Source organism: Mesorhizobium sp. M1399, assembly GCF_040317735.1.
Classification (GTDB): Bacteria; Pseudomonadota; Alphaproteobacteria; order Rhizobiales; family Rhizobiaceae; genus Mesorhizobium.
Genome location: NZ_JAMYKZ010000010.1, coordinates 142,339 through 162,011, shown reverse-complemented (window position 1 = coordinate 162,011; position 19,673 = coordinate 142,339). Strand labels below are relative to the sequence as shown.

At 62.5% G+C, this 19,673-nt stretch carries 21 protein-coding genes; 12 read left to right on the top strand and 9 right to left on the bottom strand.

Annotation, left to right across the window (positions count from 1 at the left end; genetic code table 11):
* The 3 genes from iolE to mocR all read left to right on the top strand — a co-directional run bounded on the left by iolE (window position 1) and on the right by mocR (window position 2,790).
* Window positions 1–912, top strand: coding sequence for a myo-inosose-2 dehydratase (iolE, locus tag NKH05_RS19150; protein WP_352481564.1), 912 nt, complete (start codon window positions 1–3; stop codon window positions 910–912).
* A gap of 200 nt (window positions 913–1,112) precedes the next feature.
* Window positions 1,113–1,319, top strand: a complete 207-nt coding sequence (locus NKH05_RS19145) for a LacI family DNA-binding transcriptional regulator (protein ID WP_352481565.1) — start codon at window positions 1,113–1,115, stop codon at window positions 1,317–1,319.
* 4 nt (window positions 1,320–1,323) lie between these two features.
* Window positions 1,324–2,790: a rhizopine catabolism transcriptional regulator MocR gene (gene mocR, locus NKH05_RS19140; RefSeq protein WP_352693694.1), complete on the top strand. Its 1,467-nt coding sequence runs from the start codon at window positions 1,324–1,326 to the stop codon at window positions 2,788–2,790.
* Window positions 2,791–2,956: 166 nt separating this feature from the next.
* Here mocR and NKH05_RS19135 read toward each other — a convergent pair whose 3' ends face one another.
* Together NKH05_RS19135 and NKH05_RS19130 are read right to left on the bottom strand one after the other, a co-directional pair.
* Window positions 2,957–3,400: an SRPBCC family protein gene (locus tag NKH05_RS19135; protein WP_352495776.1), complete on the bottom strand. Its 444-nt coding sequence runs from the start codon at window positions 3,398–3,400 to the stop codon at window positions 2,957–2,959.
* A 169-nt stretch (window positions 3,401–3,569) separates the two neighbouring features.
* Window positions 3,570–4,814 carry a DegT/DnrJ/EryC1/StrS family aminotransferase gene (locus NKH05_RS19130; protein WP_023721241.1) on the bottom strand — a complete coding sequence of 415 codons (1,245 nt, stop codon included), beginning with the start codon at window positions 4,812–4,814 and terminating at the stop codon, window positions 3,570–3,572.
* 364 nt (window positions 4,815–5,178) lie between these two features.
* Here NKH05_RS19130 and NKH05_RS19125 point away from each other — a divergent pair, with 364 nt between their 5' ends.
* The 5 genes from NKH05_RS19125 to NKH05_RS19105 all read left to right on the top strand — a co-directional run bounded on the left by NKH05_RS19125 (window position 5,179) and on the right by NKH05_RS19105 (window position 10,437).
* On the top strand, window positions 5,179–6,153 hold the full coding sequence (locus tag NKH05_RS19125; protein ID WP_352495774.1) for a polysaccharide deacetylase family protein: 975 nt from the start codon (window positions 5,179–5,181) through the stop codon (window positions 6,151–6,153).
* 67 nt (window positions 6,154–6,220) lie between these two features.
* On the top strand, window positions 6,221–7,189 hold the full coding sequence (locus tag NKH05_RS19120; protein WP_023721243.1) for a rhizopine catabolism ABC transporter substrate-binding protein: 969 nt from the start codon (window positions 6,221–6,223) through the stop codon (window positions 7,187–7,189).
* 148 nt (window positions 7,190–7,337) lie between these two features.
* Window positions 7,338–8,453, top strand: a complete 1,116-nt coding sequence (locus tag NKH05_RS19115) for an ABC transporter permease (RefSeq protein ID WP_352547088.1) — start codon at window positions 7,338–7,340, stop codon at window positions 8,451–8,453.
* Between the two features lie 32 nt (window positions 8,454–8,485).
* Entirely contained in the window at window positions 8,486–9,304 is an 819-nt protein-coding gene (locus NKH05_RS19110) for an ATP-binding cassette domain-containing protein (protein WP_353025889.1), read from the top strand.
* Window positions 9,305–9,330: 26 nt separating this feature from the next.
* On the top strand, window positions 9,331–10,437 hold the full coding sequence (locus NKH05_RS19105) for a Gfo/Idh/MocA family protein (RefSeq protein ID WP_353025887.1): 1,107 nt from the start codon (window positions 9,331–9,333) through the stop codon (window positions 10,435–10,437).
* Between the two features lie 27 nt (window positions 10,438–10,464).
* On the opposite strand, the gene NKH05_RS19100 is transcribed toward NKH05_RS19105, so the two are convergent.
* The gene (locus tag NKH05_RS19100) at window positions 10,465–11,238 is read right to left on the bottom strand and encodes a FadR/GntR family transcriptional regulator (RefSeq protein ID WP_023721247.1); all 774 of its coding nucleotides are present in this window, start codon (window positions 11,236–11,238) and stop codon (window positions 10,465–10,467) included.
* A 30-nt stretch (window positions 11,239–11,268) separates the two neighbouring features.
* Window positions 11,269–12,270 carry a LysR family transcriptional regulator gene (locus NKH05_RS19095; protein ID WP_023721248.1) on the bottom strand — a complete coding sequence of 334 codons (1,002 nt, stop codon included), beginning with the start codon at window positions 12,268–12,270 and terminating at the stop codon, window positions 11,269–11,271.
* A gap of 110 nt (window positions 12,271–12,380) precedes the next feature.
* Here NKH05_RS19095 and NKH05_RS19090 point away from each other — a divergent pair, with 110 nt between their 5' ends.
* The 3 genes from NKH05_RS19090 to NKH05_RS19080 all read left to right on the top strand — a co-directional run bounded on the left by NKH05_RS19090 (window position 12,381) and on the right by NKH05_RS19080 (window position 14,507).
* Window positions 12,381–12,995: a nitroreductase family protein gene (locus NKH05_RS19090; protein WP_352481572.1), complete on the top strand. Its 615-nt coding sequence runs from the start codon at window positions 12,381–12,383 to the stop codon at window positions 12,993–12,995.
* Window positions 12,992–13,849 carry an EamA family transporter gene (locus NKH05_RS19085; RefSeq protein WP_023721250.1) on the top strand — a complete coding sequence of 286 codons (858 nt, stop codon included), beginning with the start codon at window positions 12,992–12,994 and terminating at the stop codon, window positions 13,847–13,849. The genes NKH05_RS19090 and NKH05_RS19085 overlap by 4 nt, the downstream gene beginning before the upstream one ends.
* A 169-nt stretch (window positions 13,850–14,018) precedes the next feature.
* A complete protein-coding gene (locus NKH05_RS19080) occupies window positions 14,019–14,507 on the top strand; it encodes a nucleoside deaminase (RefSeq protein WP_023721251.1) in 489 nt (162 codons plus the stop codon).
* 110 nt (window positions 14,508–14,617) lie between these two features.
* On the opposite strand, the gene NKH05_RS19075 is transcribed toward NKH05_RS19080, so the two are convergent.
* From NKH05_RS19075 to NKH05_RS19060, 4 genes are all read right to left on the bottom strand, one after another.
* Window positions 14,618–15,097 (bottom strand): hypothetical protein, encoded by a 480-nt coding sequence (locus tag NKH05_RS19075; protein ID WP_023721252.1) that lies wholly within the window; start codon window positions 15,095–15,097, stop codon window positions 14,618–14,620.
* The gene (locus tag NKH05_RS19070; RefSeq protein WP_198030531.1) at window positions 15,094–15,513 is read right to left on the bottom strand and encodes a helix-turn-helix domain-containing protein; all 420 of its coding nucleotides are present in this window, start codon (window positions 15,511–15,513) and stop codon (window positions 15,094–15,096) included. The genes NKH05_RS19075 and NKH05_RS19070 overlap by 4 nt, the downstream gene beginning before the upstream one ends.
* Window positions 15,500–15,865, bottom strand: coding sequence for a hypothetical protein (locus NKH05_RS19065; protein WP_156948174.1), 366 nt, complete (start codon window positions 15,863–15,865; stop codon window positions 15,500–15,502). Before NKH05_RS19065 ends, NKH05_RS19070 begins: the two co-directional genes overlap by 14 nt.
* Before the next feature lie 331 nt (window positions 15,866–16,196).
* Window positions 16,197–17,093: an NAD-dependent epimerase/dehydratase family protein gene (locus NKH05_RS19060; RefSeq protein ID WP_352481574.1), complete on the bottom strand. Its 897-nt coding sequence runs from the start codon at window positions 17,091–17,093 to the stop codon at window positions 16,197–16,199.
* Between the two features lie 146 nt (window positions 17,094–17,239).
* Here NKH05_RS19060 and NKH05_RS19055 point away from each other — a divergent pair, with 146 nt between their 5' ends.
* A complete protein-coding gene (locus NKH05_RS19055; protein ID WP_353025885.1) occupies window positions 17,240–18,178 on the top strand; it encodes an NAD(P)-dependent oxidoreductase in 939 nt (312 codons plus the stop codon).
* A 666-nt stretch (window positions 18,179–18,844) separates the two neighbouring features.
* Here the strand turns inward: NKH05_RS19055 and NKH05_RS19050 are convergent.
* Window positions 18,845–19,624 carry a FadR/GntR family transcriptional regulator gene (locus tag NKH05_RS19050; RefSeq protein WP_353025884.1) on the bottom strand — a complete coding sequence of 260 codons (780 nt, stop codon included), beginning with the start codon at window positions 19,622–19,624 and terminating at the stop codon, window positions 18,845–18,847.
* Between the last annotated feature and the right edge of the window lie 49 nt (window positions 19,625–19,673).

Below are 19,673 nucleotides of genomic sequence, written 5' to 3'. Positions count from 1 at the left end.
ATGACGGTCAAGATCGGCATCAATCCCATCACCTGGAGCAATGACGACGTCCCGGCGCTTGGCGGCGACACGCCGCTGCAGACCTGCCTGTCCGAAACCGCACAGGCCGGTTATCGCGGCACCGAGCTCGGCGGGAAATTTCCGCGCCAGGCTGAGGTGCTTGGGCCGCTCCTGTCCTCCTATGGCCTGGAACTCGTCTCCGGCTGGTATGATGGCCGCATCCTCGACCGCACGGTCGAAGAGGAATTCGCGGCGATTACCCCGCATCTGGCGTTGCTGCGCGACCTCGGCGCCAAGATCGTCGTCTACGCCGACACCTCGCGCGGTCGCCATGACGGCATTTTCGCACCGATCTCCGAGCGTCCGCGCCTCGGCGACGGCGACTGGCGGGCCTATGGCGAGAAACTGACCGCCCTCGCCACCCGCATGGCCGCATTCGGGGTCGGCATGGCCTTCCACCACCACATGGGCACCATCGTCGAGACGGACGATGAAGTCGACAGGCTGATGGCGGCGACGGGGCACAGCGTCGGACTGTTGTTCGATACTGGCCACTGCCTGTTTTCGGGCGGCGACCCGCAATCGCTGTTGCAGCGGCATCTCGATCGTATCGTGCATTTCCATTGCAAGGATGTTCGCAGGGCGGTCCTGGAAAAGGCACGCCGCGAGGACATGAGCTTCATGGCGGCGGTAGTGGACGGCATTTTTACCGTGCCCGGCGATGGCTCGGTCGATTTCCTGTCATTGCTGAAACCCCTCGCCGCGCGCGGCTATGAGGGTTGGATCGTTGTCGAGGCTGAGCAGGATCCGGCCAAGGCGCATCCGCTGACCTATGCCAGCAAGGGCTATTTCTCGCTGCTCGCCACCGCCCGGCAGGCCGGCTTCGAAGTGGCAACGCGGCAGGCAAACTGACCGGCCCGCATTGCGAGCCGGAGGAACATAATGGGCGCGCGCCTCGATGGGGTTAGCGACGCGAATGCGCCCGGCGATCCGCGCCGCCTTGCTCCCTGCGCGGCGCGGATCGCAGAATCCCGGCTCTGGATTTCAAACCCCGACGTTCGAGCTTGAGGCCGGCCGGAAGCCGTGCCTTGATGCAACCGAGGAGGAGCGACATGGCTTTCGAAGCTGCGCTTGGCATGGAACGGCTTTGCACCATCCGGGAGATTGCCGAGAAGGCGGAACTTGGCGCCGCCACCGTTCATCGCGCGCTGAAGAACAGCCGCGAGGTCCACCCCGAAACCAGGCGACTGGTGCTTGATACCGTCTGTCGGCTCAACGAGGAAAAGATCGCCCGCGCCGCCCGGTTCGTCGGGGAATAGTGCCTTGGCCGACCACATGCGCCTTTCCCTCGACATCATGTCGGTCGACCGCGCTTCGGAAGAACCGATGCATCGTCAGATCTACGGCGCCTTGCGACGCTTCATCCTTGACGGCCAAATCCCGCAGAACACGCTGCTGCCGTCGACGCGCTCGCTGGCCGAAGACCTCAAGGTCGGGCGCAACACGGTCATCGCCGCCTATGACCAGCTCCTTGCCGAAGGTTTTATCGAGGCGCGCGCCGGATCGGGCACCTGGGTAGCGCCGATCCAGCAGAACCGTCCCTTGGCATCGCTGCGCGCCGGACTGGCAGCGCCGCAAAAACTGTCGCGGCGCGGCCAGACCATCGTCAACGGCCCGCAACCGCCGCGTAATGCCGGCGTCATCAATTTCCATCCGGGCGTGCCTGAGACGGCGTCCTTTCCGTTCACCATCTGGTCAAGCCTTCTGGTGCGCAATGCGCGCAGCCGCGACGAGAGCCTGCTTGGTTATCTCTCCTTTGCCGGCCATCCCGGCCTGCGTCAGGCCATTGCCTCGACCATCGGCCTGTCGCGCGGCATCAGCTGCACCGCCGACCAGGTGATCATCGTCACCGGTGCGCAAGCAGCACTCGATCTCGTCTCGCGCGTGCTGATGGACGAAGGCGACCATGTCTGGATGGAGGAGCCCGGCTATCTCGGCGCCAAAAGCGCCTTTCTCGCCAGCGGCGCCAAGCTGGCGCCGTTGAAGGTCGACAGGCGCGGCTGGCATCTTGCCGATCCGGAACTGCCGCCACCACGGCTGATCTATGTGACGCCATCCTGCCAATGGCCGTTCGGCACCATCATGCGCATCGAGGAGCGGCTGCAGTTGCTCGACATCGCCGAGCGCAACGGCGCCTGGATCGTCGAGGACGACTACGACGGCGAATACCGGTTCCGCGGCCGGCCGGTGCCGGCGCTGCGCGGGCTCGATCATGCCGACCGCGTCGTTTATATCGGCAGCTTCGGCAAGACGCTGATCCCGGCGCTGCGCATCGGTTATCTGATCGTGCCGCGCGAATTGTCGGTCCCGTTCGATCGGGCGGTGAGCATTACCGGGCAGTTCGCGCCACTGATCCTCCAGGCAACGGTCAACGACTTCATCACGCAAGGCTATTTCGCCACGCATCTCAAGCGCATGCGCCGGCTCTATGCGCGCCGGCAGGCGAACTTCGTCAAGCTCTGTCAGGAGCATCTGGCGGAATGGCTGACCGTCACGGAAAACGATTCCGGCATGCAGTTGCTGGCGAGCTTCGTCAGGCCCTACAAGGACAGCGACGTGGTTGCCGCCGCCGTCAAGGAGGGGCTCGACGTGCAGGGCATCTCCATCAACTACCATTCCACAGAACCCGAGCACGGCCTGCTGCTCGGCTATGCGGCAATGGACGAACGCCAGATCCTGCGCGCGGTGCTGGCGCTGCGCGCCGCGTTCCTAAGGTTGGACAGAAGCTAGAGCCAGGCTTCCCCAATCCGGGCTTTCCGGCGCCGGCGCATGTTGCCTGGCAAGATCGGGAATCCCTAGGATCCCGGCTAGCGACGCCGATGCAGCCAAGGCAGCGCCCGCTTCAATCTCTTGGGGCGAAGAGATCGCCCCCATGGATCAGCCGCGCGCGCTTACCCTACTGCTTGATCTCGGGTTCGACGAGCTTCGCCAGATTTCGCAGCGACTCCTGCCAGCCGAGATAGCAGGCCTCAACCGGGATGGCGTCTGGAATACCGGCCTGCGTGATATTCACATCGGTGCCGACCGACACTTTCTTCAATGTCACAGTCACCTCGATCTCGCCGGGCAGGTTGGGGTCGTCGAACCGGTCGGTGTAGCGCAGCTGCTCATTGGGCACGAGCTCGACATATTCGCCGCCGAACGAGTGGCTGTCGCCGGTGGTGAAGTTGCGGAAGGACATTTTGAACGTACCGCCGACTTTCGCCTCGAAGTGATGAACCGTGCAGGTGAAGCCGTTCGGCGGAAGCCATTTCGCAAGTGCATCCGCTTCGAGGAACGCGCGGTAGACTTTCTCCGGGCTGGTTGTCAGAACGCGGTGCAGACGTACGGTGCCGGGCATATCGTTAATCCTCCGTGTTGGTGATCGATGCCCCTAGGACGAGCGGGAGCCCGGCCTATCCGACACGGGCCTGCGGATTTTTTGACGACCGGTTATGCCGGCCGGAATCCTCGCCCGGCCGCCGGACAAGGAACTCGGCCGCAGGGTAGCAAACCGCGTCGGAACTGGTCTAGTTCACACTGTCGAACTTCTGCAGATCAACCGGTGCCGCTTTGCGCAATTCGACATCATCCAGCGAAGCATTTTCCAGCGCCACCCGCGCCGCCGCGTCGATGTTGTGGATCATGTCCTGAATATCGGTATCGTCATGCGCCGGGTTCATGGCGATCATCACCGTGCGATTGAGGATGTCGAGCGAGCGCTTGCCGAGGTCGTCGGCGTAATCCAGCCGCAGGCCCTGGTTCTCGGGCAATGCATAAGGATTGAGCGCCGGATGATGCGCCCCTTCATGCATCAGCACCTGGTCCCACTGGGTGAAATTGTGACGGCCGGTCTTGCCGGCAACGACGCTCGGAATGGTCTTCGAAAAAGTCTGCGCCGCCTGCTCGCTCGGCAGTAGGTACATCACCTGTGCGGCGCAATCGTCGTCCGGGCTGTTCATCGGCGACGGTGTCAGACCGAGATTGCCGAGATGGCGGGTGCCGGCCAGCACCATCTTCTTCTCGGCGCGCATCGCCTCGATGATGCCGTCCAGTCGATCGAGTTGGACGTTGAGCATCGCCCCCATCAGTTCGGAAGCACGCGCGCCGATGCCGGCGAAGGGTTTGATGCTGTCGCTTCTGCCCTGCCAGTAGAAATGGCAAGGGTCGATGGCGCAGCGCGCCCGCTCCGCCACTTTCGGGTCGCTGGTGGCAATGCCGCCGCCCTCGCCCGAGGTCATGTTCTTGAAGTAGTTGAAGGAATAGGCGCCGGCATGGCCGATCGAGCCGAGCTTGCGGCCCTCATAGCCGCCGCCGATGCCTTGGCAGACATCCTCGAGCACCAGCAAGCCGCGCTTGGCAGCAATGTCCATGATCGCATTCATGTTGCAGGCCGCGCCCCACATATGCACCGGGATGACCGCCCTGGTGCGCGGCCCGATGGCATCGCGCAAGGCGACGGGATCGATGGTCAGGCTCTCGTCGATGTCGACGATGACGGGAATGGCCCCGACCGACAGCACCGCGGTCGCTGTCGCCATATAGGTGTGCGCGGGCACCAGGACCTCGTCCCCCGGACCGATGCCGAGCCCGATCAGGCCGGCCGCGAGCCCATAGGTGCCGCTGGCGGCCAGTGCGAAATGCTCGACGCCAAGATGCTGCGCATAGCGGGCCTCGAAGCGGTCGCATTCGCTGTCCTTGCCGTAACGAAACAGCGCGCCCGAGCGGATCACCCTGGCAATGGCTTCGATTTCCTCTTCGCCGGCGGTGTACATGGCAGGCCTCCAAGTTACTTGGTAGTTTGGGTCACTTGGTAATGTGGGTCGCTTGATGGTGTGGACAGCTGTAGGCTTGTCGGCACAGTTTGGAAGAACCACTCCGCCGCTATTCGACCAAGCCATCTGCGCCCGGAAGACGGTTCCTATGAGTGGTTTTGAACCCTGATTGGGGAAATCGGCAGCTAAGTGTCTCAGCCGGCAGGCAAATCGTACCCATCCGAATTCGCCAAAGTGGCCCTGTCGGAAAGCCAGCTTTCGGCGTTCCATTCCGGCCAGTTGGGCAAACGGTTGGTTCCATGAAATACGGGACACACTTTGGAAGACCCTCGAGACCGGCGCGCCGGCGGAAAGGCTGACATTCGTGAACGCCACCGGCTCCAGCAAACGGATCGTGCTCCACGAGGACGATGTCGGCATGTGCCACGGCGCCAACAGCGCCTTTCTCGAATTGAACGGGCTAGGTGTCTGCAGTTCCGGCGCGGTGATGGTGCCGTGCCCGTGGTTCCTCGAAATGGCCGAAAGCGCCGCAGCCAATCCTGGCCTTGACCTTGGCGTCCACCTGACGCTGAACAGCGAGAAACAGCACTACAAATGGCGGCCGCTGACCGCGCCGTCGCGGGCGGCCGGCCTGACCGACGAGTTCGGCTTCTTATGGCCCGACGTGGCGACCACGCGCCGCAAGGCGGTGCCGCAGGCGATCGAGGCCGAGCTTCGCGCCCAGATCGACACCGCCTATCGCGCCGGCATCGACGTCACCCACCTCGACGCGCATATGGGCGCGGCATTGTCGCCCGAATTTTGCGACATATACATCAAGCTCGGGCTGGAATATCAGCTGCCCGTGCTGTTGACCAAGACGCTGTCCGCCTATTCCCCCAACGACAATCTGGTCGGCGTCACCGAGGAGGCGTTCCAGCGCGGCGTGGCGCTAGCCCGCGCCGGCGGCCTTGCCATTTTCGACGCCGCCATCCAGACGACCTGGGGCCGGCCGCGTTCCAGGCCGATCGAGCCCGCTTACAAAGCGCTCATCGAGGGTGTGCGCGAGGGCCTGACTTTCTTTTGCCTGCATTGCAACGCGCCCGGTGAACTCGAGCTGATCGAGCCGCGCTCCGCCTATATCCGCACCGAAGAGTACGAGCTGTTCTGCGACCAGGGCTTTCGCGACTGGCTCGCCGCACAGCCGATCGATGTCATCGGCATGAAGCCGTTGCGCGAGGAGCTTCGCGCAGCACTCTCGGCCGGGCGATCGTCAACATCAGCCCGCGGCAACAACGCGGGCGAACAGCGATTGACGTCGGCAAAGGCCCGCAAAGCGGCCACCCGATCCGCGACGTGAGCCGATCGTCGCGGCCGGAAAACGGCGCCAGAGGGATTGGAACTGCAACGACAAATGGGAGAATAAGATGAAAACTCTTCTGAAAGCGGCATTGGGCGCCTTCGTCACGGCGGGCCTGATGACAGGCATTGCATATGCCGCGGGCCTCAAGGATCCGAAGGACGTCCACATCACGTTCGTCGTGCATGGGTCGGCGTCCGATCCCTATTGGTCGGTGGTCAAGCGCGGCGTCGATGACGCGGCCGCCCTCACCGGCGCCAAGGTCGAATATTACGCGCCGCAGGTCTTCGACGTGGTCGAGCAGGCCCGGCTTCTGGACGCCGCCATCGCCACCAAGCCGGACGGCATCGCGGTCTCCATCGCCGACGCCAATGCACTCGGCAAATCCGTCAAATCCGGGCTTGCCGCCAATATTCCGATGGTGGTTCTGGATTCCGGCGAGAAGGAAGGCGCCGAGCTCGGCACCACGCTCTATGTCGGCACCGTTTCCGAATATGATTCCGGCAAGAAGGCCGGCGAGCGGCTGGCCAAGGAAGGCACGCTCAAGGTCGTCTGCATCAACCACGAGGTCGGCAATGTCAGCCTCGACCAGCGCTGCCAGGGCCTCAATGACGGGCTGAAGCCATCCGGCGGCGGCACCGAGGTTCTGGCCGTGGCGCCAGATCCGGCCGACATCCAGCGCCGCACCGAAGCCTATCTGTCGGCGCATCCCGACACCCAAGCCGTCTTTGCGCTTGGTGCCACCGCCGCCAATCCGCTGATCCCGATGTTCCGCGACAAGGAACTGTTCGGCAAGCTCAAGCTCTACACTTTCGACATCAGCCCGGAGGTCCTCGACTCTGTCGTCGCCGGCGAAATGGGCTTCGGTATGGATGCCCAGCAATATCTGATGGGCTATCTGCCGGTGATCTATCTGGTCGAGCAGGCGACGCACGGCTTCTGGCCGCAGAACAACGCCTATACCGGGCCGCTGTTCATCGACTCGCCCGAAAAAGCCAAGGCGATCCTGGCCCTCGCCAAAGAGGGCATCCGCTAGGCCAGCACTCCGACGGAACGGGAGAATGCGCCAGGCGCTCTCCCGATCCGTTCGAAGATTGCGAATTGAGCGATTGGAGAGCCTAATGGCGGTCGTGGAAGACAAGGCGATACCTCCGGGCGAACTGAAGGCGACCGACCGCTTCGGCATGACGTCGAAGCGGGCCGCCGGCGCCGACGAGCGGCTGGCCAGCACCGGCAAGCTGACCCAGTGGCTGCGCCGGCCGGAAGCCGGTGCTGCCGGCGGGCTGCTTGCGACGATCATCATCTTTGCGCTGCTGCCGGGCGCGGCGAACCTCTATTCGCTGCAGGGGTCGATGACCTTCCTGACGCTGTCGGCGGAGCTCGGCATCGTCGCCACCGCAGCAGCACTTCTCATCATCGCCGGCGAGTTCGACCTTTCGGTTGGCTCCATGGTCGGCTTTGCCGGTGTCGTCATCGGGCTAACTGTGAAGTACTGGGGCCTGCCGCTATGGGGCGGCATCGCCTGTGCCTTCGCCGTTGCCATCCTCACCGGCTATCTCAACGGCCTGATCGTGGTGAAGACGCGCCTGCCCTCCTTCATCGTCACGCTCGCCACGCTCTATATCCTGCGCGGACTGTCGATCGGCATCACCCGCGCCGTCACCGGCCGCACCCAAATTCCCTACATCCTCGAAGGCGTACCGGACCCGGCGACGGCCGGCATTTTCAACGGCCATCTGCTCACCGGCCTGTTCCACTGGATGGGCGCGCAAGGCTGGATCGGCACCCGCAGCGACGGCATTCCCTTCGTCGCCGGCATTCCGATGTCGATCGTCTGGTGGCTTGGCCTGACGGCGCTGGCCGGCTACGTGCTCACCCAGACGAAATACGGCAACTGGATCTTCGCCACCGGTGGCGACCTGATTGCAGCTCGCAACGTCGGCGTGCCGGTCGATCGCGTCAAGATCAGCCTGTTCGTCTACACCGCTTGCGCGGCGACGCTGCTTGCCACCATCCAGGTGATGGAGGCGGGCTCCGCCGACACCACGCGCGGCCTGCTCAAGGAGTTCGAGGCGATCATCGCCGCCGTCATCGGCGGCGTGCTGCTCACCGGCGGCTACGGCACAGTCTATGGTGTGCTGTTCGGCGCGCTGATCTTCGGGCTGGTGCAGATGGGCATCTTCTACACCGGCATCGACACCGACTGGTTCAAGGTCTTCCTCGGCATCGTCATCCTGATGGCCGTGCTGGTCAACAACTACATCAGGCTGAAGGCGCTCGGCCGCGGAGGTGGCAAATGACCGAGCGGGCCCAAATGAGCGAACCGGCCCAAATGACCGAACCCGCAATGGAACTGCGCGGCGTCAGCGTCAATTTCGGCTCGGTGCGCGCGCTCCAGGACATCGACATCAAGGTCTATCCGGGCGAGGTCCACTGCCTGCTCGGCGACAACGGCGCCGGCAAGTCGACGCTGATCAAGGTTCTGTCCGGCGTCTACCGGCCGAGCAAAGGCGAAATCCTGGTCGACGGCAAGACGGTCACCTTCCGCAGCCCGCGCGACGCGCAGGAGCTCGGCGTGGCAACGGTGTTCCAGGACCTCGGCATGATCTCGCTGATGTCGATTACCCGTAATTTCTTCCTCGGCCGCGAGCCGACCAAAAGCAGCCTGCCCTTCTCGCGCATCGACAAGGAGCGCGCCAACACCATCGCCAGGCAAGCGATGGCCGATATCGGCATCGATGTGCGCGACCCGACGCAAGCCGTCGGCACCTTGTCGGGCGGCGAGCGCCAGTCGGTGGCGATCGCCCGCGCCGTGCATTTTGGCGCGCGCGTGCTGATCCTCGACGAGCCGACCTCCGCACTCGGCGTCCACCAGGCGGCGATGGTGCTGAAGTTCATCATCGAAGCACGGATGCGCGGCCTGGCAGTGATCTTCATCAGCCACAACATCCACCATGCCTATCCGGTCGGCGACACCTTCACGCTGCTCAACCGCGGCCGCAATCGCGGTACCTACGCCAAATCGGACATCTCGCGCGACGAGGTCATCTCGATCATGTCGGGCGGCGAGGATCTGAAAGCGGTCGAGGCGGAGATCGCCCGGCCTGCTCGCCCAGATCGGCAGCCGGCCGCCTGCGGCGCCTTGAGCTGACAATCGGACATCGCGGGGATGATGGCATGAGCAGGTTACGCGTCGGGGTCGTCGGCGCCGGCATGATCTCGCAGGTCGAGCATATTCCCAATCTGCTGCGCCTCGGTGAATTGTTCGAGCTGGTCGGCGTCGCCGACCCCTCCAGGATTTCACGGCAGTTCGTCACTGACACCCATGGCATCGCCAATTTCGAAACGATCGACCAGCTCTTCGACCAGCGCCTCGACGCGGTAGTGATCGGCTCGCCGGACCCATTGCATCACGAACAGGTGCTGGCGGCGCTGGCGCGCGGCCTGCATGTCTTTTGCGAAAAGCCGCTCTGCTATTCCCTGGCGGAAATCGCCGAGATCGTCGCCGCGCGCGATGCCGCCAGGAAAATCATGCAAGTCGGCTACATGAAGCGCTTCGATCCGAGCTACCGGCTGGCGCTCGCTTCGCTGCCGGGGACATCGAGCACGCTGCGCTCGGTCTCGGTGGAAGTGAACGATCCCGACGCCTGGCCGTTCATCGCCCACCTGCCCTACAGGCGCGGCACCGATCTCCCGAAGGACATGGTCGCCGCTGTCGCCGCCAAGCAGAAGCGCCAGGTCGAACAAGCCATTGGCGTGCCTTTCACTGATCTCGCTTTCCGTGGATTTACCGGCGCTTACAGCTCGGCCTTGATTCACGATGTCAATGCCGTTCACGGCCTGCTCGATGCGCTCGGCGTGCCGGACGGCGAGATCGTCGGCGCGCAGATCTTTGCCAATGGCGACGGCGGCCAGGGCGCCGTCAAGCTGCTGGACGGACAGGCGCTGTGGACCATGACCCATCTTACCGTACCTAAGCTCGCCGACTACAAGGAGCGGATCACGCTGTTCTTCGACGATGCCAGCCTGGAGCTCGAATTCCCCTCGCCCTGGCTCAACCATCATCCGACCCGGCTGACGGTGACGACCTCGCCCGGTCACACGCTGTCGAAGAAAGATTTGCGCGCCGGCTACGCGGAAGCCTTCGTCGAGGAGATGCGTGGCTTCTGGGCGGCGATCGTCAATGGCGACCCCGTCGTCAACCCGCCCGAACACGCCGCCCGCGATCAGGCCTTGCTGCTCGGGCTGACCCGGCGGCATCTCGCGACCGGACCGTTCGACTGAGCACTCAAACCGGGAGCCGAACGGCGGCTACCTGGACTTGATGACGCCGTCGGTATTGGCCAGCAGCTTGCGCACTGCATTGCGTGCCGCGTCCGGCCGCTGCAGGCGGATGCTCTTCTCGATTGCCTCATGCAGCCTCTGCGCATGCTGCAAATCGTCGAGTTCCCGGGTCGTAAAAGCGAACAGATGATCGAACGCCGATTCGATCAGCACGCCGAGCGGCACCAGCAGATCGTTGCCCGAGGCGCGCAGGATGGCGAGATGAAACCGCGTGTCGGCGCGCGTCCGCTCCTGCAGGTTGGTCGCCTCGCCCATCTCGCGGCAGGCCTGGCTGATCTCGGCCATCTGCTCGTCGGTGCGCCGCATGGCGGCAAAGGCGCTGGCCTCCGGCTCGATGATGTGGCGGAATTCCTGCACCGTCCTGAGGAACACCTCGCGGTCCGGCGAGGTCGCGTACCAGGCCAGCACATCGCGATCGAGCAGGTTCCAGCGCTCCTTCGGCTCGACCCAGCTGCCGATTTTGGGACGTGACGACAAAAGGCTCTTCGCCATCAGCATCTTGATGGCTTCGCGCACCGCCGAGCGGCTGACGTCGAAGGTCTCGGACCATTTGGCTTCGTTGGGCAGGATGGTTCCCGGCGGATAGTCGCCGCGCACGATCCTCAGCCCGATTTCGTTGGCCAGCGACGCATGCACGCTCGACCCCGGCATGCGCGCCGCATCGGCGCGGCGAATACCGCTCGTGCGTTCGGCGAACGCCTCGGCCGCTGTCTTTCCCTTATTCGGCTTTGCGTCCTGCATGGCTCCACAAAGTCCGGATTTGGAGGCGTGTCAAGGAGATGAAATCGACGGCAATATCTCGGTTTGATTTTCCGTATCCGTCGCCTCGCCGACACAGCGCTTTGCCGGGCGTTCACGCCGGGGAGGCACGAACGGCTTCTCTTTGTCCCGACTGAATTCCTCGATCAGGAAATCAAGGAAGACGCGGATTTTCGGGGCAAGATGCTGCCGTGCCGGATAGACCGCGTAGAGTGTGGTTTCGACCTTGTCCCAGTCATCCAGAGCCGATTGCAGCCGGCCTGCTTTCAGGTCGCTTTCGACATAGGGATAGGGGATCAGGCTGACGCCGAAGCCGGCGCGCAGCGCATCGCGCACGGCAAGGCTCGAGGAGACCGAATATCGTCCGTCGATGGCGATCCGCTCGCTGCGGCCGTCCTTGCGGAATTCCCATATGTCCGCATGCCCCGAGAGGCTGAACCGGATGCAGTTGGCCGCCTTCAAATCGGCAGGCGTTTGAGGCCGGCCGTGCTGCTCGAAGTAGGCAGGAGCTGCACAAAGCACGTGCGGCATGACCGCAAGCTTTCTGGCGACCAGGCTGGAATCCTCGAGATTGTCGCTGCCGCGAATGGCAAGGTCAAATCCCTCCCGCACGATATCGACGCGCCTGTCATCAAGATGCAAATCGAGTTTCAAATCGGGATAGCGCGATAGAAACGCGGGAATGGCAGCCGAAAGCCGCGTCAACGTGACAGTCATCGGCGCGCTGACCCGCAACGTCCCGCTCGGCGCCGTCTTGATCGGGCCAAGGACCTGGTCGGCCCTGGCCAGCGCATCGAGCCCCTGCGTGACATGCTCCAGATAGATCCTGCCTTCTTCGGTCAGGGCCATCCGCCGCGTCGTCCGGTTGATGAGCCGCACCCCCAGATGCGCCTCCAGCTCGGCGATGTTCTTGCTGATCGCGGGAGGCGAGAGACCGAGCCGCCGTCCGGCTTCGGCAAAGCTGTTCAGTTCCGCCACATGACGGAAAACCTGCAACGCAGTCAGGCGATCCACTGCACCATTCTCTTCCAGTAAACAATGTCTTTCAATTGTCACCTATTATCGTCTGTTGGTAAATTCCATATCTGCTTCCCGAACGGCTTTCTCATTTTCGGAATGACATGATGACCAACCCCACAATCTCCCTTATCGAGCGACGCATGTCGGCCAATCGGTTCGATGCCTCGTACGCATTGACGGATGCCGAGGTTGAGGAACTGGCACGTCTCGCAACCCGCGCGCCAACCGCCTACAACCTTCAGAATTGGCGGTTCATCGCCGTGCGGACGCCGGAAGCAAAGGCGCGGTTGCGCAGCGTGGCCCATGGCCAGGCCAAGGTGCAGGAAGCAGCGGTCACCTTCATCGTCTGCGGCGTACTGCCCGACCACGCCGCCCTCAATGCAAGGCTGCGTCCTTTCGTCGAAGCCGGCTTCATGCCGGCGGATATGGCTTCGGGCTGGCAGGAAGGCGCCCGCGCACAATATGCCGATCCTCGGGCTGCCCGCGACGAAGCGGTGCGCTCTGCAACGCTTGGCGCTGCAACGCTGATTTTTGCAGCCGAAGCGCTGGGGCTCGTCGCTGGTCCGATGGGAGGCTTCGATGCCGAAGGCGTGGCCCGCGAGTTTGGCCTTGGCCTGAATGAAGTGCCGGTGATGCTCATCGCGGTCGGCCGCGCCGCGCCCGGCAACTGGCCGCAAAAGCCGCGCCGCCCTCTTGCCGAAGTACTGGAAATCTTATGAAAACGCGCCGTTTCGATCTGTTGCTGACAGCCATTGCACCCGCGATATGGGGCAGCACCTATATCGTCACCACCCAGTTCCTGCCCAACTTTTCGCCGATGACGGTCGCAATGCTGCGTGCCTTGCCAGCCGGATTGCTGCTGCTGGCGATCGTTCGGCAACTGCCGACGGGCATCTGGTGGCTGCGCAGTTTCGTCCTCGGAGCCCTCAACATCTCGATCTTCCTGAGCATGTTGTTTGTCGCCGCCTACCGGCTTCCGGGCGGGGTCGCCGCGACGGTGCTGTCGGTCCAGCCGTTGATCGTGATTTTCCTTGCCGCTGCCCTGCTTGCCAGCCCTGTCCGTCGGTTGGCGATCGTCGCCGCCCTTGTCGGGATCGCCGGTGTTGCATTGCTGGTGCTGACCCCGAACGCGACGCTCGATGCGGTCGGCGTTGCCGCCGGCCTCGCCGGGGCGGCCTCCATGGCCTTCGGAAGCGTATTGGCCCGTAAGTGGCAACCGCCAGTATCGCTGCTTACCTTTACGGCATGGCAGCTGACCGCCGGCGGTCTGCTTCTCGTTCCGGTGGCCCTGCTTTTCGAGCCCTCCATCCCGCTCCCGACCGCGGCCAACCTGCTTGGACTGGTGTGGCTCGGCCTGATCGGTGCGGCGCTGACTTACGTCCTCTGGTTCCGGGGCATTGCGCGACTGGAATCTGCCGTGGTGTCATCGCTGCTTTTCCTCAGCCCGGTGACCGCCGTGCTGCTTGGATGGGTATTCCTGGACCAGACGCTGACCTTGCCTCAAATCGCCGGCGTCGTTTTCGTCATCGGCAGCATCTGGCTGGCTCAACGCCCCAATCGCAACGAGTCCTGATGCATGTCGCTCAAAAGTGTGCAGCGGGTTTGCGATACGACATGCATCAAAACAAGAACCTGAAGCGCGTAGCATGAGGCCGGTCGAACGCGACGCGTTTTAGGCCGCCGACTTGTGTCGGCGGATTGTTCGGCACTATGGTCCAGCGGCATAGCCGGAGGATCCGCCGATGCCACAACGCCCCTATGATGAGCGCCTGCTCCGTCAGGCGTTCGAAGTCGCGCGCAAGGCCCGCGATGCCGGCGAACATCCCTTTGGTTCGCTCCTCGCTGACAAGGACGGCAATGTTTTGCGCGAGCAGCCCAACGCTTACAAAGCCGGCGGGGGCGACCGCACCGCTCATGCCGAAAGGCTGCTGGCCTCATGGGCGGGGATGAATTTCAGTCTCGAAAAGCTGGCCTCCTGCACACTCTACACTTCGGCCGAACCTTGCGCGATGTGCTCCGGCACAATCTATTGGGCGGGCATCGGACGGGTCGTCTTTGGCCAGAGCGAACATGACCTCAAGGCATCGACGGGTGCACATGTCGAGAATCCTACACTCGACCTGCCCTGCAGGATCGTCTTCGAAGCTGGGCAGCGTCCGACTGAAGTCGTCGGTCCGCTGCTTGCCGATGAAGCGGCGCAACTCCAGGCCGAATTCTGGAAAGACAAGTAGCTTAATTGCCGCACGGCAGGAAACGAGTGAGGGCTAGGCTCAGAACTTATTGATCAAGGGTATTGCCCCTTCAACAAGTGAAGTATCGGAGAACCTTGACCCGTTTGGGCCTAAACAGCGGGGATGGGGTTGCCGGCTCCATCCCTACTCAACTGCGAGATGCGCAATCGGCCAGCTGAGATTTCCTCCCCGTCCCGAACGACTACGACCACGAGTTTTGCAGGCTCTTGGAAGACCAAGGTTGACAGTTGAATGTTCATGCTAAGGGCCAATAATTTGACTGTATCCTTCTCAAATTCGAGGGGTCCTTTCTGGGGGATGATGTCGGTCTTCGGCACTGGAGCTTCTATCAAATCAACTACCCCACCGGCCTTGGATTCAAGACGAACTTTTATCGCGAGGGTAGGCAAAGTTTCTGGATACGGTTCAAGATACTTAATCAGACACCACAGCCCCGTGGGCAATGCCCACGGCAAAGGTCCGTCGAATAAAACGGCATCATTATAGACCCCTATGTGCAGTTGCTTCCCGTTGGCCTCCTGTCGAAGGTCATCGCAAAACACGACGCTAGCATGGGGGTTCAAAATCATGCTGCCTCAAGGCGTATTGACACCGCACTCACGGCATCGGTTCCCGGCAGGATGGAATGCTGCCCGGAACTTAGTGTGGTCCCCGCTCCGAGCGTAAGCGGCTGTATCTCGCCCGCAGGCCCAAACCGACGGTTCATTTTTCTGTCTACGACCACAACCTCTACGTCTACCTCAAGGGCAGTCGCGAGGTCCGCGATAGTGTCTATTTCCCAGTTCGGCTTTGTTCCTGAAAACCAGCGAGAGACCGCAGACTTGTTAATTCCGAGGCGATCGGCAAGCTGACTTAGGGTGAGCCCCGTTTCCGCTTTCCTGGCTTGAATGACCGCCCAAAAGGCGCTCACAAAAGCCGAACGAAGTATCCCGCGTTCGAACTCTTCAACGAACGCTTGGTCGGAAACCTTATTAGATTTTTTCATCCACATCTCGACATATTCCCTTCACGTACTCTAACGCCGTTGCTGCACGAAAAGGTTGCGCATTACCCATGGTGTTGCCCCAAAGATCGGGGATTCCAGCGACGGTTTCGCTATAGTTCTTTTTGATCCCTAGCCAATGTCGGCAATGCAGTCCTAAACCTATGAATACCCCGGCGTCGAGAAACCTACCGAACAGACGCACTTGGACATGCCTAGGCTTTCGCGCACAAATTACCCAGACCTCGTCAACAGAATGCAATCGTTCGATGTCTGGCCCCCGCTCGTCTGGGTCTCCTTTGAGGCTTGCCGTCACGAACCAACCGAAACAAAAAATTGCTATCAGTTCTTCCATTTTCGCCATCGGCAAATGGCTTAAGTCGGGATCCTTCCCAGCCAATCCTCTATAAACATTTGGCGTTACATACAGAAACCGCTTGGCCTCCACCTTTTGGTTAAGTGCAGGCCGCGCGACGAGCCGACCGGTTTCGACCGCTGATACAGAATAGAGTTAGTTGCGTTTAAAGTCAACAATTCCCCCGCAGGCCGCACCGTTCCTCTCGAAGGGGGAAACGTGTTATTACCAGCCAGCAGATAGCCTATGTCAAATTCGAGGTTGAGTCAGAGCCTTCTCAACGTTGCGCGTCGGGGCTGGCCCAGTGCCGGCTCCGTATCACGTACGCCCGTCAGGTCGTCTTGACATATTTCCGCCAGCTGTGCTCCGGCCGGAAGTCGAGCATGTCGCGTGCCTTGCGGTTGGAGAGCAGGGTCTCGTATTCGCCAAGTTCGCCCTTGACCGGCACATCGGGATAAAACCGCTTCAGGAGTTCGGCTGTCGGCAGGTCGGACGAGGTGTCGTCATTGGCGGCGTTGAACACCTGATAGCCGAGCCCATCCTTTTCGATGGCGCGCAGCGTGATCTGGCCGAGGTCGCGCGCGTCGATATAGCTCCAGGCGATGCGCTTGCGGAAACCCGGATCGGCGAACCATCTCGGAAACAGCGAATATTCATGCGGCTCGATGACGTTGCCGATGCGCAAGGCGTAGATGTCGAAGCCGCTGCGCAGCGCAAAGGCTCGCGCCGTCTTCTCGTTGACGACCTTGGACAGCGCGTAGCTGTCCATCGGATCGACGTCGTACTCCTCGTCGAGCGGAAAATGCGTCGGATCGCGCGGTTCGTTGGCGAAGACCAGGCCGTAGGTCGTCTCGCTGGATGCGATCACCACCTTGCGGATACCGAGCTTCACTGCGGCCTCGATGACATTGTAGGTGCCGAGCGCGTTGATGCGGAACACCTCGTTGTCGGGCGTGATCATGATGCGCGGGATGGCCGCGAAATGCACCACGGCATCGACCGGTTGCGAACGCAGCGACGGGTCGAATTCATGCAGGCCGATATAGCTCGACAGCGCGTTGAACACCTGCCCGCTGTCGGTGATGTCGGTGATCAGCGTGCGCACCTTGGGATTGTCGAGCGGCTTGGTGTCGATGTTGAGCACCTGGCAGCCCTGCTCGACCAGATACTGCACGACGTGGCGCCCGGCCTTGCCGCTGCCGCCGGTGAACATGATCCGCTTCGTCATTTTGCTCTCCCTGGAATTCATGTGTATTGTCAGACAATATCGAACTCTGCAATCGCCTGCCAATGGCATGCGGCAAAAACCCGCTTCAACAATTCGCCGGCAAGGTGCAGCGCCGTCATCCATCATTGCAAATAGGACGAAACGACATGAACACGACCGCCGCGAGCGAAAAGATCGGCTTCATCGGGCTTGGCCTGATGGGGCACGGCATAGCGAAGAACATCGTCGACAAAGGCTATCCGTTGACTTTTCTCGGCCGCAAGAACCGCACGCCTGCCGAAGACCTGCTCGGCCGCGGCGCCAAGGAAGCGGCGACCTCGCGCGACGTCGCCGCGGCATCCGATATCGTCTTCATCTGCGTCACCGGCTCGCGCGAGGTCGAAGCCATCATCCGCGGCCCAGGCGGCCTCAAGGAAGGCCTGAAGCAGGGATCGGTTGTCGTCGACTGCTCGACCTCGGATCCTGTCTCGACGGTGGCGCTGGCCGCCGAACTCAAGGCGCTCGGCGTCGATTATGTCGATGCCCCGCTCAGCCGCACCCCGAAGGAGGCCTGGGAAGGCACGCTCGACGCCATGGTCGGCGCGCCCGACACGGTCTTTGCCCGGCTGAAACCGGTGCTCGACACCTGGGCCGGGCGCATCGTCCATATCGGCGACACCGGCGACGGCCATCGCATGAAGCTGCTCAACAACTTCATTTCGCTCGGCTACGCCGCGATCTATTCCGAGGCGCTGGCGCTGGCGCAGAAGGTCGGCATCTCGCCGCCGCGCTTCGACAGCGTCATCCGCAACGGCCGCATGGATTGCGGCTTCTACCAGACCTTCATGCGCTGGACGCTGGAAGGCGACCGCGACGCGCACAAATTCAGCATCGCCAACGCCTTCAAGGATCTCACCTATCTCGAATCGATGGCGGATGCTGCCGGCATCGCCAACCCACTCGGCAACGCCACCAAAAACGCCTTCGCCGGCGCCTTCGCGGCCGGCCCCGCCGACCAATATGTGCCGATGCTGGCCACGCATATCGGCAAGGTCAACGGCGTCGACCTGATGCCGACCAGGGATGGCAAGAAGCAGACGATCTGAGCCGGCCGATCAGCTTTTGGCCACGCAAGCTTGCCGCAACATTCCGAGGCGTCAGCGCCACTGGCGAACCTGCCAATCTTCCCCCTTGAGGCAGTGCAATCGCATGTAGGCAAGAGCCCCCTCACCCGGATTGCCAACCGAATTGCGAAGGGCAATTCGGGGCAATCCAACCTCTCCCCGAGGGGAGAGGAGATCGCCAGCGCCGGCGTCAGCCTCTTCTCCCCAGCGGGGAGAAGGTGGCCGCGAAGCGGCCGGATGAGGGGGACTCCTTACGCGATTTGCCCTGCCTTGTTGGGGGAGATGCCCGGCAGGGCAGAGGGGGGTGCTGTCCCTCAGACCTCAGATCGGCAACACTGCAATTTCAAAGCCGAAAACAAAAAACCCGCCTCGGTAGGCGGGTCGCCGGCGCCAATCAGCACCATAACCAGATTACTAGCATAGCTGCCGGCACAAAGCAAGAACAAAATACGCTGCGGCGGTAAAAAAGTCCGAATCCCTGGCCCATCCGAGGTCGCCGCCTCATTGCCTAACGTTGATGATTAGCGAAAGCCGAAGTGGCATCCAATCTCCCCCCTCGTGGGGGAGATGTCCGGCAGGACAGAGAGGGGCGCGAAGGAATGCCGAGTTTTGCAATCGTTCGGAGCAATGCCAGCCCTGGTGCAACCATCACCGCCGCGACCGCCCGATAACATCGTCGGTGTTGGCGAGAAGCCTGTGCACCGCGGTACGGGCTGCGGCGGGCCGCTGCAGGCGGATGTTCTTCTCGATCGCCTCGTGCAGTGCCTGCGCACGACGCTGGTCGCTGGTTTCGCGTGTGACGAAAACAAAGAGGTGATCGAGCGCCGATTCGATCAGCACGCCGAGCGGCACCAGCAGATCGTTGCCCGAGGCGCGCAGGATGGCGAGGTGGAACCGCGTGTCGGCGCGCGTTCGCTCCTGCAGGTTGGTCGCTTCGCCCATTTCGCGACAGGCCTGGCTGATCTCGGCCATCTGCTCGTCGGTGCGCCGCATCGCGGCAAAGGCGCTGGCCTCCGGCTCGATGATGTGGCGGAATTCCTGCACCGTCCGGAGGAACACCTCGCGGTCCGGCGAGGTCGCGTACCAGGCCAGCACGTCGCGATCGAGCAGGTTCCAGCGCTCCTTCGGCTCGACCCAGCTGCCGATTTTGGGACGTGACGCAAGCAGGCTCTTGGCCATCAGCATTTTTATGGCTTCGCGCACCGCCGAGCGGCTGACGTCGAAGGTCTCCGACCATTTGGCTTCGTTGGGCAGGATGGTTCCCGGCGGATAATCGCCGCGCACGATCCTCAGCCCGATTTCGTTGGCGAGCGAGGCATGCACGCTCGATCCGGGAAAGTGTGCGGCGTCGGCACGCCGAACGCCGGCCGGCCGCTCAGCCTCTGCCTTCAACTTGGCGGGTCGCTTTTTTGATGTCGCGTCCGGCATTCGTATTCCCCGGCAGCCGCTTGTCGAAAGCCTGAACTCAGGACACGAC